Annotated in this window: 12 protein-coding genes and 1 pseudogene; 4 read left to right on the top strand and 9 right to left on the bottom strand. The window is 65.8% G+C overall.

Translation table 11 applies throughout. From position 1 onward, the window contains the following. Window position 1: 1 nt before the first annotated feature. The 8 genes from kdpA to QE444_RS15025 form a co-directional block, all read right to left on the bottom strand. The gene (kdpA, locus tag QE444_RS15060; protein WP_309739498.1) at window positions 2-1,699 is read right to left on the bottom strand and encodes a potassium-transporting ATPase subunit KdpA; all 1,698 of its coding nucleotides are present in this window, start codon (window positions 1,697-1,699) and stop codon (window positions 2-4) included. 9 nt (window positions 1,700-1,708) lie between these two features. Further along, on the bottom strand, window positions 1,709-1,798 hold the full coding sequence (locus QE444_RS15055) for a potassium-transporting ATPase subunit F (protein ID WP_017640468.1): 90 nt from the start codon (window positions 1,796-1,798) through the stop codon (window positions 1,709-1,711). Between the two features lie 142 nt (window positions 1,799-1,940). Further along, on the bottom strand, window positions 1,941-2,159 hold the full coding sequence (locus QE444_RS15050) for a hypothetical protein (RefSeq protein ID WP_158897040.1): 219 nt from the start codon (window positions 2,157-2,159) through the stop codon (window positions 1,941-1,943). Window positions 2,160-2,439: 280 nt separating this feature from the next. Beyond that, window positions 2,440-3,507 (bottom strand): endo-1,4-beta-xylanase, encoded by a 1,068-nt coding sequence (locus tag QE444_RS15045; RefSeq protein WP_309739494.1) that lies wholly within the window; start codon window positions 3,505-3,507, stop codon window positions 2,440-2,442. Window positions 3,508-3,550: 43 nt separating this feature from the next. Then, window positions 3,551-3,763 (bottom strand): hypothetical protein, encoded by a 213-nt coding sequence (locus QE444_RS15040; protein ID WP_082900463.1) that lies wholly within the window; start codon window positions 3,761-3,763, stop codon window positions 3,551-3,553. Window positions 3,764-3,983: 220 nt separating this feature from the next. Then, a complete protein-coding gene (acnB, locus tag QE444_RS15035) occupies window positions 3,984-6,584 on the bottom strand; it encodes a bifunctional aconitate hydratase 2/2-methylisocitrate dehydratase (protein ID WP_285389016.1) in 2,601 nt (866 codons plus the stop codon). A gap of 350 nt (window positions 6,585-6,934) precedes the next feature. Beyond that, window positions 6,935-7,666 carry an aspartate/glutamate racemase family protein gene (locus tag QE444_RS15030; protein WP_187979385.1) on the bottom strand — a complete coding sequence of 244 codons (732 nt, stop codon included), beginning with the start codon at window positions 7,664-7,666 and terminating at the stop codon, window positions 6,935-6,937. Between the two features lie 8 nt (window positions 7,667-7,674). Continuing rightward, window positions 7,675-8,379 carry a GntR family transcriptional regulator gene (locus QE444_RS15025; RefSeq protein WP_133860668.1) on the bottom strand — a complete coding sequence of 235 codons (705 nt, stop codon included), beginning with the start codon at window positions 8,377-8,379 and terminating at the stop codon, window positions 7,675-7,677. A gap of 298 nt (window positions 8,380-8,677) precedes the next feature. Here QE444_RS15025 and QE444_RS15020 point away from each other — a divergent pair, with 298 nt between their 5' ends. The 3 genes from QE444_RS15020 (at window position 8,678) to QE444_RS15010 (ending at window position 11,394) form a co-directional block, all read left to right on the top strand. Next, window positions 8,678-10,123 carry an NCS1 family nucleobase:cation symporter-1 gene (locus QE444_RS15020; protein WP_187979383.1) on the top strand — a complete coding sequence of 482 codons (1,446 nt, stop codon included), beginning with the start codon at window positions 8,678-8,680 and terminating at the stop codon, window positions 10,121-10,123. 109 nt (window positions 10,124-10,232) lie between these two features. Next, window positions 10,233-10,709, top strand: a complete 477-nt coding sequence (locus QE444_RS15015; protein ID WP_309739483.1) for a DUF1289 domain-containing protein — start codon at window positions 10,233-10,235, stop codon at window positions 10,707-10,709. A gap of 73 nt (window positions 10,710-10,782) precedes the next feature. Further along, window positions 10,783-11,394, top strand: a complete 612-nt coding sequence (locus QE444_RS15010) for a tRNA-(ms[2]io[6]A)-hydroxylase (RefSeq protein ID WP_166655902.1) — start codon at window positions 10,783-10,785, stop codon at window positions 11,392-11,394. Between the two features lie 6 nt (window positions 11,395-11,400). Here the strand turns inward: QE444_RS15010 and QE444_RS15005 are convergent, their stop codons facing one another. After that, window positions 11,401-12,102, bottom strand: coding sequence for an endonuclease (locus QE444_RS15005; protein ID WP_133860664.1), 702 nt, complete (start codon window positions 12,100-12,102; stop codon window positions 11,401-11,403). A 138-nt stretch (window positions 12,103-12,240) separates the two neighbouring features. Between QE444_RS15005 and earP the strand changes: the two are divergent. Next, window positions 12,241-13,368: pseudogene (gene earP, locus QE444_RS15000) on the top strand (elongation factor P maturation arginine rhamnosyltransferase EarP); the annotation flags it as partial. Window positions 13,369-13,412: the final 44 nt, after the last annotated feature.

Raw genomic sequence — 13,412 nt, 5'->3', positions numbered from 1 at the left:
TTCAACGGACTCCGAACAGTTGCAGATGGTCGGCGATCGGCCCCAGGGCGAGCGTCGGCAGGAAGGTCAGGCCACCCACCAGCAGCAGGGTGATCACCAGCAGGGTGACGAACAGCGGCCCGTGGGTGGGAAAGCTGTTGGGGCCGAGCGGCACGGGGCGCTTGGCCGCCAGGCTGCCGGCGATGGCCAGGACCGGCAGGATGTAGCCGAAGCGACCGATCAGCAGGGCCAGGCTCAGCATCAGGTTGTGGAAGGGCGTATTGGCACCGAAGCCGCCAAAGGCCGAGCCGTTGTTGGCCGTGGCCGAGGTATAGGCATAGAGCAGCTGGCTGAAGCCATGGGGACCCGTGGCGGCGATCCCGGCGACGCCGGCCGGGACGCTGGCGGCGATGGCGCCCAGCACCAGGACGCCCAGCGGCATCACCAGCAGAGTCGCCACCAGCAGCCGCACCTCGGGGGCTTCCAGCTTCTTGCCCAGGTATTCCGGGGTGCGGCCCACCATCAGGCCGGCGATGAAGACGGCGATCAGCACATTGAGCAGCATGCCGTAGAGACCGGCGCCGACGCCGCCGAAGATCACCTCGCCAAGCATCATGTTGAACAGCGCGATCAGGCCGGTCAGCGGCGCCAGGCTGTCATGCATGGAGTTCACCGAACCGTTCGAGGCGGCCGTGGTGACCGTCGCCCAGAGCGCTGACGCAGTACCGCCGAAGCGCGTCTCCAGGCCTTCCAGGGACGCCCCCTGGGTGATCGCCAGGCCGGCCAAGGCGGGGTTGGCGTGGTTCTGGGCAACGATGGCGACAGTGCCTCCAACCACCAGCAGGCCGAACATGGCAGCGAAGATCGCCCAGCTCTGCCGCCGATCCTTGACGTAGTAACCGAAGCTGAACACCAGAGCCGCCGGAATCATGAGGATGGCCGACAGCTCCAGCAGATCGCTCAGCGCCGTGGGGTTCTCGAACGGATGCGCGGAGTTGACGCCAAAGAAGCCGCCCCCGTTGGTGCCCAGCTGCTTGATGGCGATCTGGCTGGCGGCCGGGCCCAAGGGCAGGGTCTGCGTCGCGCCCTGCAGGGTGGTGGTATCGACATAGCTCGCGAAGGTCTGGGGCACGCCCTGCCAGATCAGTAACAGCGCCAGGGGTACGCACAGCGGCAGCAGCACATAGAAGGTGGCGCGGAACAGGTCGACCCAGAAGTTGCCGATCTCCTGGGCGCTGCGGCGGGTGATGCCGCGGGCCAGGGCGGCGAGCACGGCTACGCCCACTGCGGCGCTGACGAAGTTCTGCACGCCCAGGCCGACCATCTGGCTGAAATAGCTCAGCGAGGCTTCGCCGCTGTAGGCCTGCCAGTTGGTGTTGGTGACGAAACTGATGGCGGTGTTCAGCGCCAGGGTCCATTCCAGCCCGGGCAGCTGCTGCGGGTTCAATGGCAGACTGCCCTGCAGCACGAGGATGGCGAACAGCAGCCCGATGCCCAGTCCATTGAACAGCACCAGGGCGATGGCATAGGTGCGCCAGTCCTGGCCGCGGCCATCGGTGCCCACCACCCTTAGGGTCAGGCGCTCCAGGGGTCCGCCGACAAAGGTCAGCCAGGTCCGCTCGCCTTCCAGCGCGCGGTAGAAGTAGCGCCCCAGGAAGGGCGCTGGAAGAAAGGTCAGGGCCAGAAAGGCCAGGATCAGGAACGCGGCTTGGCTGTCCATGCCGCCTCCCTAGGACCGGCCGGCGCGTAGCAGCGCCGCCAGCAGATAGACGAACAGACCCAGTGCCAGGAGCAGGGCCAGAAGATTCCAGGGGGTCATCACGAGTTCTCCAAAGACGGCCGTTGCCGCGTGGAGAAATTGTCAGGAGGAGGGGCGTAAAGAAGCGAGGCGGGGAGTGTTGGCGGGGCGTAAAGAAAGCGTTAAATCGGCCCCGCCCGCTAGTGCGGGCGGGGCCTTGGGACTATTGCTTGGGCGCGGCCTGCTGTTCTTCCTTGGCCTTCTTGTTGGCCTCGTGGTGACCGATGGCGCAGCCCGCCGCGGCACCGGCGACGCCGTGACCACCGGCAACATGGCCCGCGGCGCCGCCGACCACGGCGCCCTTGACGCAACCGGCGGCGAAGGTGGCTTGGCTGGCGCCGAGCAGCAGAACAGACAGGGCAAGGGTAGGCAGGAGCTTCATGGTGGCGACCTCTCGTGGGTGCGAAGTAATGTCCTGTAACAATTGACCAGGCCGATCCGTATCAGTTCTCCGGCTCTCCCTCTCGGCCACCAGCGTGCCGTGGACGCCACCAATCACCTGCATCGTCAGAGGGCCATCGATATCGCGGCCATGGGCCGCTCCTACCGCCTCATGTATGACTGTAGGAGCGGTCCAAGGCCGCGATCCAGGTGCCAGCCGCAACAAGGCTCGGCCTGGGCGAGAGTTGAGAGGCTGCGTCAGAGCCGTTGGCAAGGCGTGCTCACTGATGCGGTCGCAGGTGCAGCACCGCCCAATAGGCCGGCTTTGGCCGCTGCTGGCGATCGAACAGCAGCGGCTGATCGTCCCCGGGCGCCCCGGGCTGGTGGTTCAGCCAGCTGTGATCATCGGCCACGCCCCACCAGGTCACCGCGGTGACCTCGGGATGGGCCAGCACCAGGGCCATGAGGTCGCGATAGCGCTCGGCCTGCAGGTTCAGGCGCTGCGCCAGTGGCTGCGGCGGCTGGTAGTCGTGATGCTGGTAGAGACTCATGTCCAGCTCGGTGATCTGGTTTTCCAGTCCGAGGCGGGCGAAGGTGGTGAGCGACTGGTCGATGGCCGCCAGGGATGGCCAGTAGAGACTGATATGGGTCTGGTGGCCGATGCCCTGCACCGGCACGCCCTCGGCCAGCAGGCCCTTCACCACCCGCGCCAGGCAGTCGCGCTTGGCCGGTTCCTGGGTGTTGAAGTCGTTGATGAACAGGCGTGCCTGGGGATCGGCGGCATGGGCGGCGCGAAAGGCCACGGCGAGATAGTCAGGACCGACCACCTGCATCCAGCGATCGTCGCGCAGGCAACTGGACTGATTGGGGTCTATGGCCTCGTTGACCACATCCCAGGCATAGACCCGCCCGCGGTAATGGCCGACTACCGTGGCGATATGCTGCTTCAGGCGCTGCAGCACCTGGTCGCGCGTGGCCGGCTGGCCATCGGCAGCTTGCCAGAACCAGTCCGGGGTATGGCTGCCCCAGAGCAGGGTATGACCCCGCACCGCCAGGCCGTGCTGTTCGGCGAAGGCGACGAGGGCATCGGCCGGTCCGAAGACATAGCGGTCTTCCTGGGGATGAATGCGCAGGGGCTTCATGGCATTTTCCGCTACCAGACTGCTGAATTGCCGGGCCAGCAGCACCCCGTCGGCGTCCGCGAGTTGTTCGGGCTCGACCGCCGCGCCGATTTTCAGCCGGGCGCCATAGGCCGTGGCCAGGGAGCGCGTGGCAGTCGGCTCCGCGGCCAGGGCAGCGGCATTCCAGAGACCCAGCGACAACAGCAGCGCAAGCAGTGGACGCGGCATCCGGATGATCCTCCAGCAGTCGGTCGTGATGGCGGACGGCCAATCAGCCGTGAGCGTGCTGCGCGTCTTCCTTGGCCTTCGCCGCCAGGTGGTGGCCGATGGCACAACCGGCTACGGCGCCGGCGATGGCATGGTGACCGGCGACATGCCCGGCCATTCCGCCGACCACTGCACCCTTGATGCAACCCGCCGCCAGGCTCGCCTGGCTGAGGCCGAGCAGGGAGACCGACAGGATGACGACCGCAAGACGTTTCATGGGCAGACCTCGGCATAAGGGAACCCGGAGCCTAGAACGTCCGGGTTAAGTGCCGCTTAAGGCTTTCGTAGCGTGGAAAACGGCGCAGCCTGTTTTACCGACAGCCACCAAGGCCGTTCCCGGCTTGCTCCGTGGACAGGCTTCGCCTTGTCCACCCCACGGCGAAACCCCCATAAAAAAACCGCCCCGAGGGGCGGTTTTTCAGTACCGAACGCTAGCGTCAGACTTCGACGGCGGCGATACGGGCTTTCTCGGCGCTTTCACGGAATTCGGCGATCTGGTCGAAGCTCAGGTAGCGGTAGACGTCCGCGGCCATGCTGTCGATGCTCTTCGCGTATTCCATGTATTCCTCGACGCTGGGCAGCTTGCCCAGGATCGAGGCCACCGCGGCCAGTTCCGCCGACGCCAGGTAGACGTTGGCGCCGTCGCCCAGGCGGTTGGGGAAGTTACGGGTGGAGGTGGACACCACGGTGGCGTTGGCGGCCACGCGGGCCTGGTTGCCCATGCACAGCGAGCAACCCGGCATTTCCATGCGCGCACCGGCCTTGCCGTAGATGCCGTAGTAGCCTTCCTCGGTCAGCTGGTGCTGGTCCATCTTGGTCGGCGGCGACAGCCACAGACGGGTCGGGATCGAACCCTTGACCTTGTCCAGCAGCTTGCCGGCGGCGCGGAAGTGACCGATGTTGGTCATGCAGGAACCGATGAACACCTCGTCGATCTTGTCGCCGGCCACCTGGGACAGCAGGCGGGCGTCGTCCGGATCGTTCGGGGCGCACAGCACCGGCTCGTTGACCTCGGCCAGGTCGATCTCGATGACTTCGCTGTATTCGGCGTCGGCATCGGCGGCGAGCAGTTCCGGGTTGGCGATCCAGGCTTCCATGGCGCGCGCACGGCGCTCCAGGGTGCGGGGATCACCGTAGCCTTCCTCGATCATCCAGCGCAGCAGGGTGATGTTGGACTGCAGGTACTCGGTGATGGACTCGGGCGACAGCTTGATGGTGCAACCGGCGGCGGAACGCTCGGCGGAGGCATCGGACAGCTCGAACGCCTGCTCCACGGTCAGGTCTTCCAGGCCTTCGATTTCGAGGATGCGGCCGGAGAAGATGTTCTTCTTGCCCTTCTTCTCGACGGTCAGCAGGCCCTTCTGGATGGCGTAGTAGGGGATGGCATGCACCAGGTCACGCAGGGTGATCCCGGGCTGCATCTTGCCCTTGAAGCGCACCAGTACCGACTCCGGCATGTCCAGCGGCATGACGCCGGTGGCCGCGGCGAAGGCCACCAGGCCGGAACCGGCCGGGAAGGAGATGCCGATCGGGAAGCGAGTGTGGGAATCGCCACCGGTGCCGACGGTGTCGGGCAGCAGCATGCGGTTCAGCCAGCTGTGGATGATGCCGTCGCCCGGACGCAGGGAGACACCGCCACGGGTGCGGATGAAGTCCGGCAGGGTGTGGTGGGTCTTGACGTCGATGGGCTTAGGATAGGCCGCGGTGTGGCAGAAGGACTGCATCACCAGGTCGGCGGAGAAGCCCAGGCAGGCCAGGTCCTTCAGCTCGTCGCGGGTCATCGGGCCGGTGGTGTCCTGGGAGCCGACGGTGGTCATCTTCGGCTCGCAGTAGGTGCCGGGGCGTACGCCCTCGACGCCGCAGGCCTTGCCGACCATCTTCTGCGCCAGGGTGTAGCCCTTGCTGCTCTCGGCCGGCTGGTCCGGCTTGTTGAACAGGTCGGTCGGACCCATGCCCAGTTCGGCGCGTGCCTTCTCGGTCAGGCCGCGGCCGACGATCAGCGGGATACGGCCGCCGGCGCGGACTTCGTCCAGCAGCACGGGGGTCTTGAGTTCGAAGGTGGCGAGCACCTCGTCGCTGCCATGGCGGGTGACCTTGCCGGCCTTGGGATAGACGTCGATGACGTCGCCCATTTCCAGCTCCGACACGTCGAATTCGATCGGCAGGGCGCCGGCGTCTTCCATGGTGTTGTAGAAGATCGGGGCGATCTTGGAGCCGAAGCAGAAACCGCCAGCGCGCTTGTTCGGCACGTAGGGGATGTCATCGCCGAAGAACCACAGCACCGAGTTGGTGGCGGACTTGCGGGAAGAACCGGTACCGACCACGTCACCGACGTAGGCGACCGGGAAGCCCTTGGCGCGCACTTCCTCGATCTGCTTCAGCGGACCGATGCTGCCTTGCTGCTCGGGCACGATGCCGTCGCGAGCCATCTTCAGCATGGCCAGGGCGTGCAGCGGGATGTCCGGACGCGACCAGGCGTCAGGGGCGGGAGAGAGGTCGTCGGTGTTGGTTTCGCCCGGCACCTTGAACACGGTCAGGGTGTACTTCTCGGCGATTTCCGGACGCTTCCTGTACCACTCGCCTTCGGCCCAGGACTGCATGACGGCCTTGGCGTGGGCGTTGCCACCCTTGGCTTTCTCGGCCACGTCGTGGAAGGCATCGAACATCAGCAGGGTGTGCTTGAGCTGTTCGGCGGCCACGGCGCCCAGTTCGGCGTCGTCCAGCAGCTCGACCAGGGTGGCGATGTTGTAGCCGCCCTGCATGGTGCCCAGCAGTTCGGTGGCGCGCTGGCGGGAGATCAGCGGGGACTGGGTTTCGCCCTTGGCGACCGCGGAGAGGAAACCGGCCTTCACATAGGCGGCTTCGTCGACGCCCGGCGGTACGCGGTTGGTAATGAGGTCGACGAGAAATTCTTCTTCGCCGGCCGGGGGATTCTTCAGCAGTTCGACCAGACCGGCCGTTTGCTCGGCGTTCAGCGGCTGGGGCACGATGCCCTGGGCGGCACGCTCTTCTACGTGGTTACGATAGGCTTCAAGCACAGGTTGACCCTCATCAGTGGTCCAATATTGCGTCCGGGGGCTGGCGCCCCGGAATGTATCCGGCAGGGTATGACGGGGGAGGCTGCGGGCAGGACCGCCGTCGCGCCGGACGCATTCCGCCGGAAGCTGTTTTCAAAGTTTTACGCCGGCTGCTGAAGAGCTGATCGGCGGCAGGGCGGTTGATGAGGCCGCCGCTGCCGGATCACCGGATACTTTGCTCGTGACGCTTTGAAAACAGCTTCGTATCGGACATTGCGCCTATAAGGCTGCCTAATTCTACGCCAAGCCTCGGGCGAAGTTAAGCGCTGCGTTGTCGCATCTGCTCCCGGTCGTTGGACCCCGGTGGCACGCTAGCGGCCCAGATGGGCGAAGCGTCCACTGAAGGGCTTGGCGATGGGGTAGGCCAGGTCGCCATGCTTGCTGGTGCCCAGTCCCAGGTCCACCAGTGACTCGGCCAGCTTGACCGCGGCGCTGACGCCTTCGATCACCGGGATGCCGATGGCCTCGCTCAGGGCCTCGCGCAGATCGGCCATGCCGCCACAGCCGAGCACGATGGCGCCGGCGCCTTCCTCGTCGCGGGCGCGGCGACCCTCGGCGGCGATCAGTTCGATCAAGCTGTCATCGGCGGCTTCCAGGGCCAGTACCGGCAGGTCGATACAGCGTACCGAGGTGCACAGTTCGGCGAAGCCGTACCGCTGCAGCAGGTGCTCGGCGATGATGCGGGTGCGGGTGAGGGTGGTCACCACGGCGAACCGGGTGGCCAGCAGACTGGCCAGATGGAAGCCGGCCTCGGCGATGCCCAGCACCGGCCCCCTGGCCATTTCCCGCGCGGCGAGCAGGCCCGGATCGCCAAAGCAGGCTATGACATGGGCCGCGCAGCCCGCCTCGACGCCCTTGCGCATCTCTTCGATCACGCCGACCGCGGCCACGGCCTCGTCGTAGTGACTCTCGATGGACACGGGGCCGGCTTCGGGATTGCTGGCAAGGATGGTGGTGCCCGGACGGGCGATGGCCTGGGCCGCGCGACCGATCTTGGCGGTCATGCTGGCACTGGTATTGGGATTGATGACCTGGATCTGCATGAGGGGCCTCAACTGCGTTTGAAGATGCTGCGGAAATCGGGCTCGGCGGCCGTGGGCCGGTCGATCCGGAGGGATTCGCGGATCAGGCGCAGGTGGCGCGCCATCCAATCGCTGGCGGCCGCACCCTCGCCCCGGGCGAGCAGGTCCAGCAGGTCTTCGTGCTGGCCGCAATCGCAGCCCAGGCTGTGCCGCGAGCCGTAGATGGCGATCAGTAGCGAAGAGCGGCTGGCCAATTGGGCGACCTGTTCGGTCAGCACCTGATTGTCGGCCAGCGCGGCGAGTTCGACGTGAAAGCGCGCGGACAGCTGGATCGCCAGGCTGTGGCGCCCGCCGTGCTGGGCCTCGTGCTCCTCAAGGCAGAGCTGGCGCAGGGACGCCAGCTGCGCGCTGTCGACCCGGGCGGCCACCAGGGGCATCAGCGCCGGCTCGATCAGCTGGCGCGCGGCGAGGATGTCCTGGGCTTCCTTGGCGCTGGGCTGGGCGACCTGGGCGCCGCGATTGGCGCGCAGGGTCACCAGGCGTTCCAGCGCCAGTCGCTGCAGCACCTTGCGGATGCCGGTGCGGCTGATGCCGAAAGTCTCCGCCAGGGTGTCTTCCGGCAGCCGGGTGCCTGGCGCCAGGCGATGCTCGACGATGGCCTCGAGGATGTCCTGGTAGATCCGCTCGTCCCGGGGAGAGGCGGCAACGGCGAGTGACGCGGGTACTGCACTCATGGGCTGACTCCGGCGATTTGCCTGAATTGTATACAAAGTATAGAGCGCTGACGATGCGCGAATGCGTCGGGCTCTGTGCGCCAAGGTAGCGCCTCATTGCCACCTAACGCCCCAGGGGAGTGCATCCCCGGTAACGCTCCGGCGTCTGACTTAGAGCCTCCTTTCCTGGAAATTTCCTATGGAGCCAGCGAGTTAAGACCATTTTGGAGCACCTGGCACGGACTCTGCCTGGAGGGATTGTATACAAAACAAGGCAGGCGCCGTATGCAGGTGCCCGCCACCACGGAGGAGGCGATCCATGAACCAGCAGATTCCCCCGGGCTACAGCCCACGTCTGTACAACGAAGACCTCGGCCCGGTCGAGCAGAAATGGAATTGGTACAACATCTTCGCCTTCTGGATGAGCGACGTGCACAGCGTCGGCGGCTATGTCTTCGCCGCCAGCCTGTTCGCCCTGGGCCTGGCCAGTTGGCAGGTGCTGATCGCCCTGCTGGTAGGGATCTGCATCGTTCAGGTGATCGCCAATCTGGTCGCCCGGCCCAGCCAGCAGGCTGGCGTGCCCTATCCGGTGATCTGTCGCCTGGCCTTCGGCGTCTTCGGCGCAAACATCCCGGCGGTGATCCGCGGCCTGATCGCGGTGGCCTGGTACGGCATCCAGACCTATCTGGCCTCCAGTGCCCTGGTCATCGTGGTGCTGCGCTTCTTTCCCGCGCTGGCGGTCTATGGCGACAGCAGCTTCCTGGGCCTGTCCTATCTCGGCTGGGGCGGCTTCCTCACCCTCTGGTTCCTCCAGGCCTGCGTCTTCTGGGCGGGTATGGAATCCATCCGCCGCTTCATCGACTGGGCCGGTCCGGCCGTCTATGCGGTGATGTTCCTGCTCGCCGCCTGGATTGTCTGGCGCGCCGGCTGGAGCAACATCAGCTTCACCCTGGCGGAAAAGCAGCTGACCGGCTGGGCCGCCTTCGGCCAGGTGATCGTCGCCATCGCCCTGGTGGTGTCCTATTTCTCCGGGCCCACGCTCAACTTCGGTGACTTCAGCCGCTACTGCCGCTCCATGCAGGATGTGCGTCGCGGCAATTTCTGGGGCCTGCCGATCAATTTCCTGGCGTTTTCCCTGGTCACCGTGGTGATCGTGTCCGGCACCCTCCCGGTGTTCGGCGAGATGATCCACGATCCCATCGCCACCGTGGCCCGCATCGACAACACCACCGCGGTGCTGCTCGGCGCCTTCACCTTCGTCACCGCCACCATCGGCATCAACATCGTCGCCAACTTCGTTTCGCCGGCCTTCGACTTCGCCAACGTGGCGCCCAGCAAGATCAGCTGGCGCGCGGGCGGCATGATCGCCGCGGTGGCCTCGATCTTCCTCACCCCCTGGAACCTGTTCAACAACCCCGAGGTGATCCACTACACCCTGGACGTCCTGGCTGCCTGCATCGGCCCGCTGTTCGGCATCCTGCTGGTGGACTACTACCTGCTGCGCAAAGGCCGGATCGAGGTCGATGCGCTGTTCGACGACACCCCGAATGGCGCCTACTGGTACAGCGGCGGCGTCAACTGGGTGGCGGTGCAGGCGTTGGTTGCCGCGGCGCTGATCGGGTTGTGCTTCACCTTCGTGCCCTGGTTCAAGCCGATCGCCAACTTCGCCTGGTTCACCGGCTGCTTCCTCGGTGGACTGTTCTTCTACGGGTTGAGCCGCCGCAGCGCCAGTCCGCTGGCGAGCCGGGGTGTCGCCGCGGTGTGATCCGCATCCTGTGATCAGGATGGGATTCTGCACGACCGGCGCGGGCCACCCGCGCCGGTCGTTGACGTTTCCGGCTAGACTAGGCGTTTTGCTCCAAGGCTTGCCGCCCATGCCCGCTCCTGTCATCAAGACGCCCTGTGTCGGCCTGTGCTCGACGATGTTCGGCGACCACGTCTGTCGTGGCTGCAAGAGATTCCACCACGAGGTGGTGAACTGGAATCTCTACAGCGAAGAGGAGCGGCGCGCCGTGTGGGCACGTCTGGAGCTGCTGCTGGTGCAGGTGGTGTCGGCCAAGGTCGATGTCTTCGATCCGGCACTGTTGCACCAGCAGTTGCAGCAACGCAGCATCCGCTTCCGGCCCGATCAGTCGGAGTATTGCTGGGCCTATCAGTTGCTGGCCCGGGGCGCGCGCCACATCCAGCAACTGGATGCCTATGGGCTGCGCCTGCTGCCGGAGTTTCGCGATCGCCCCCTGGCCGAGTTGCGCGACGCCATCGACCGGGAATTCTTCCTGCTCTCCGAAGCCCACTACGACCGCTACATCGCTCCGCGCTTCCTGCTCGAAGGCATCGACAGCCGCGTCTGAACGCCAGCAGGCAGGCGGCGCTGCCCAGGCGCCTGCCTTTCTCTATAATGCGCGGCTTTTGCACGGGAGCACGCTGATGTCCTTGCCCGAGATGAACGAATTCCTCGGTTGCCGCACGCCGGATGCCTGGGTCGAGGCCGCGCTGCAGGACCTGCCGACGCTGCTGCAGGACCACGCCAACAACGAGAAGAAGGCCGCCGGCGCCGCCTTCCACTATCTGTTCACCTATTCCAATCGCGCCGAGCTGTCCTGGAAGATGTCGCGCATCGCCCGCGAAGAGCTGCGCCATTTCGAACAGGTGCTGCAGATCATGAAGCGTCGCGGCATCGAGCACCGCAACGTCAGTTCGGCCCGCTATGCCGGCGCCCTGCGCAAGCTCTGCCGCAACCATGAGCCGCTGAAGCTGACCGACAGCCTGGTGATCGGTGCCTTCATCGAATGTCGCTCCTGCGAGCGCTTCGGTGCGGTGGCGCCCCACCTGGACGCGGAGCTGGGCAAGTTCTACAGCGGTCTGCTGGCCTCCGAGGCCCGGCATTTCCAGGACTATCTCAAGCTCGCCTATCTCTATGGCGAGCGCGACGACGTCGACGCCAAGATCGCCGAGGTCCGCGCCCTGGAGGTGGAATTGATCACCTCCAGCGATCGCGAGTTGAGATTCCACAGCGGGATTCCAACCGCTGCTTGAAGCGCATTATTTGCAGGCCTTGGTCTCGCCGACATAGGGATTGCCGCGCCCCATGATGCAGGCCAGGCGCTGGTTGCGCTGACGCTCCCAGGCCTCCGGCGGATACTGCTTGGTCCAGGCGGTGTAGAGCTGGCGATCCTGCTTGGACAGGCGCAGGTCGTAGCGATCGCTCATGTAGAAGTAGGTACGGGCGACCATGCCGCGGATTTCCGGGCGGGGCATGGCGGTCTTGGCCTTGAAGTCCACCACCATCTGGCAGGCGCCATACTGGTTGGGCTTCTGCGGCAGCCAGCCGAAGGCGAAGTTGCTGCGGTCGCCATTGACCTCGCCGACCACCGGTACCAGGTTGAAGAGGTCGGCCTCGGCCTTCTGGTACACCGGGTCGTTGGCCGTGCAGTTCTGGCGACCGCCTTTCTGCCAGCACTGGCGCTGGTGGCCGATCACCCAGGCGGGGACGATGTGTTCCCACTCGATGCGGCTGGCGCGCTGGGCGCTCTTGCGTGGGACGTAGCCGCAGCTCTTGAGGTCCACGGTCTTGCCGCTGTAGTGGCAGCCGCAATAGAAGTCCACGCCTTGCTTGGCATAGACCTTGGCCGCCACTACCTTGGCTTCGCCGAAGGTACGCGGCGGCTGCGGCGGCTGGGGCGTCGCCAGGGCGCTCAGGGAAGCCAGGCTCAGGCAGAACAGCAGGGCAGGGCGCAACGACATTTAGAATCCGTCCGAAAAAGCGCGGATACTACCGACCCGCTCTTGGTCGCGGTGTGACTGGGTTCACTAGAAGCCGTCCCGCGTCCGCCCGCCAATCAGGCGGAACACGATTCGATATCAATGACTTAGAGGTATGGCATGGCAGCCTGGGACATCTTTTGCACGGTGGTGGACAACTATGGCGACGCGGGTATCACCTGGCGTCTGGCCCATCAGTTGGTCGCCGAGCATGGACAGCAGGTCCGCCTCTGGATCGACGACCTCTATCCCCTGGCGCGGATCCAGCCGGGGGTCGATGGCACCGCCGAGCAGCAATGGCATCGCGGGGTCGAGGTGCGGCTCTGGCACGCCGACTGGACGGCGGCCGAGCCCGGCGACGTGGTGGTGGAAGCCTTCGCCTGTCAGTTGCCGGAAGGTTTCGTCACCGCCATGGCGCGTCGCGCCGAGCGCCCGCTCTGGCTCAACCTGGAATACCTGAGCGCCGAGGAGTGGATCGAAGGCTGTCACGCGCTGCCTTCGCTGCAGCCCACCGGGCTGAACAAGTACTTCTTCTTTCCCGGCTTTACCGCCAAGGTGGGCGGGCTGCTGCGTGAGCACGATCTGCTCGATCAGCGTGACGGCTTCCTCCAGGCTGCCGCGGTCCGGGACGACTTTCTCGCTGGGCTGGGCGTGCGGCGCCAGCCCGGGGAGCGGCTGTTCTCGCTGTTCGCCTACGAGAACCCGGCGCTGATCGACTGGCTCGACGCCCTCAGCGTCGGCTCCCAGCCTACCTGCCTGCTGGTGCCGGAAGGACGGGTGCTGGCGAACGTCGCCGCCTGGCTCGGCGTGGACTGGCTCAAGGCCGGCGACGGCCACCGTCGCGGCGCCCTGCGGGTGCAGGTGCTGCCCTTCGTCTCCCAGCAGGAGTACGACCGGCTGCTGTGGTGCTGCGACTTCAATGCCATCCGCGGGGAGGACTCCTTCGTCCGCGCGCAGTGGGCGGCGCATCCCTTCGTCTGGCACATCTACCCGCAGGAAGAGGACGCCCACTTCGTCAAGCTCGAGGCCTTCCTGGCGCGCTATGTGGCGTCTGGCACTCCTGAACTGGGCTCCGCGGTCAGTGCCCTGTGGCTGGCCTGGAACGGTCGCGGCGACCTGGCAGCCGCCTGGTCGGCGCTGGACACACAGGTCGGGGAATGGCGTCTGTTGGCGCGTGACTGGAGCGATCGGATGGCTTCTCACAGCGATCTTGCCGCCAGCCTGGTGCATTTCCATACAGATTGGCTATCATATGGCGCCTCGAAATCCCGTTCTTCCATCCATACGGATAA

Source organism: Pseudomonas sp. SORGH_AS_0199 (assembly GCF_031453735.1).
GTDB classification, from domain to species: Bacteria; Pseudomonadota; Gammaproteobacteria; order Pseudomonadales; family Pseudomonadaceae; genus Chryseomonas; species Chryseomonas aestiva.
This window is presented reverse-complemented; position numbering and strand designations above follow the sequence as displayed.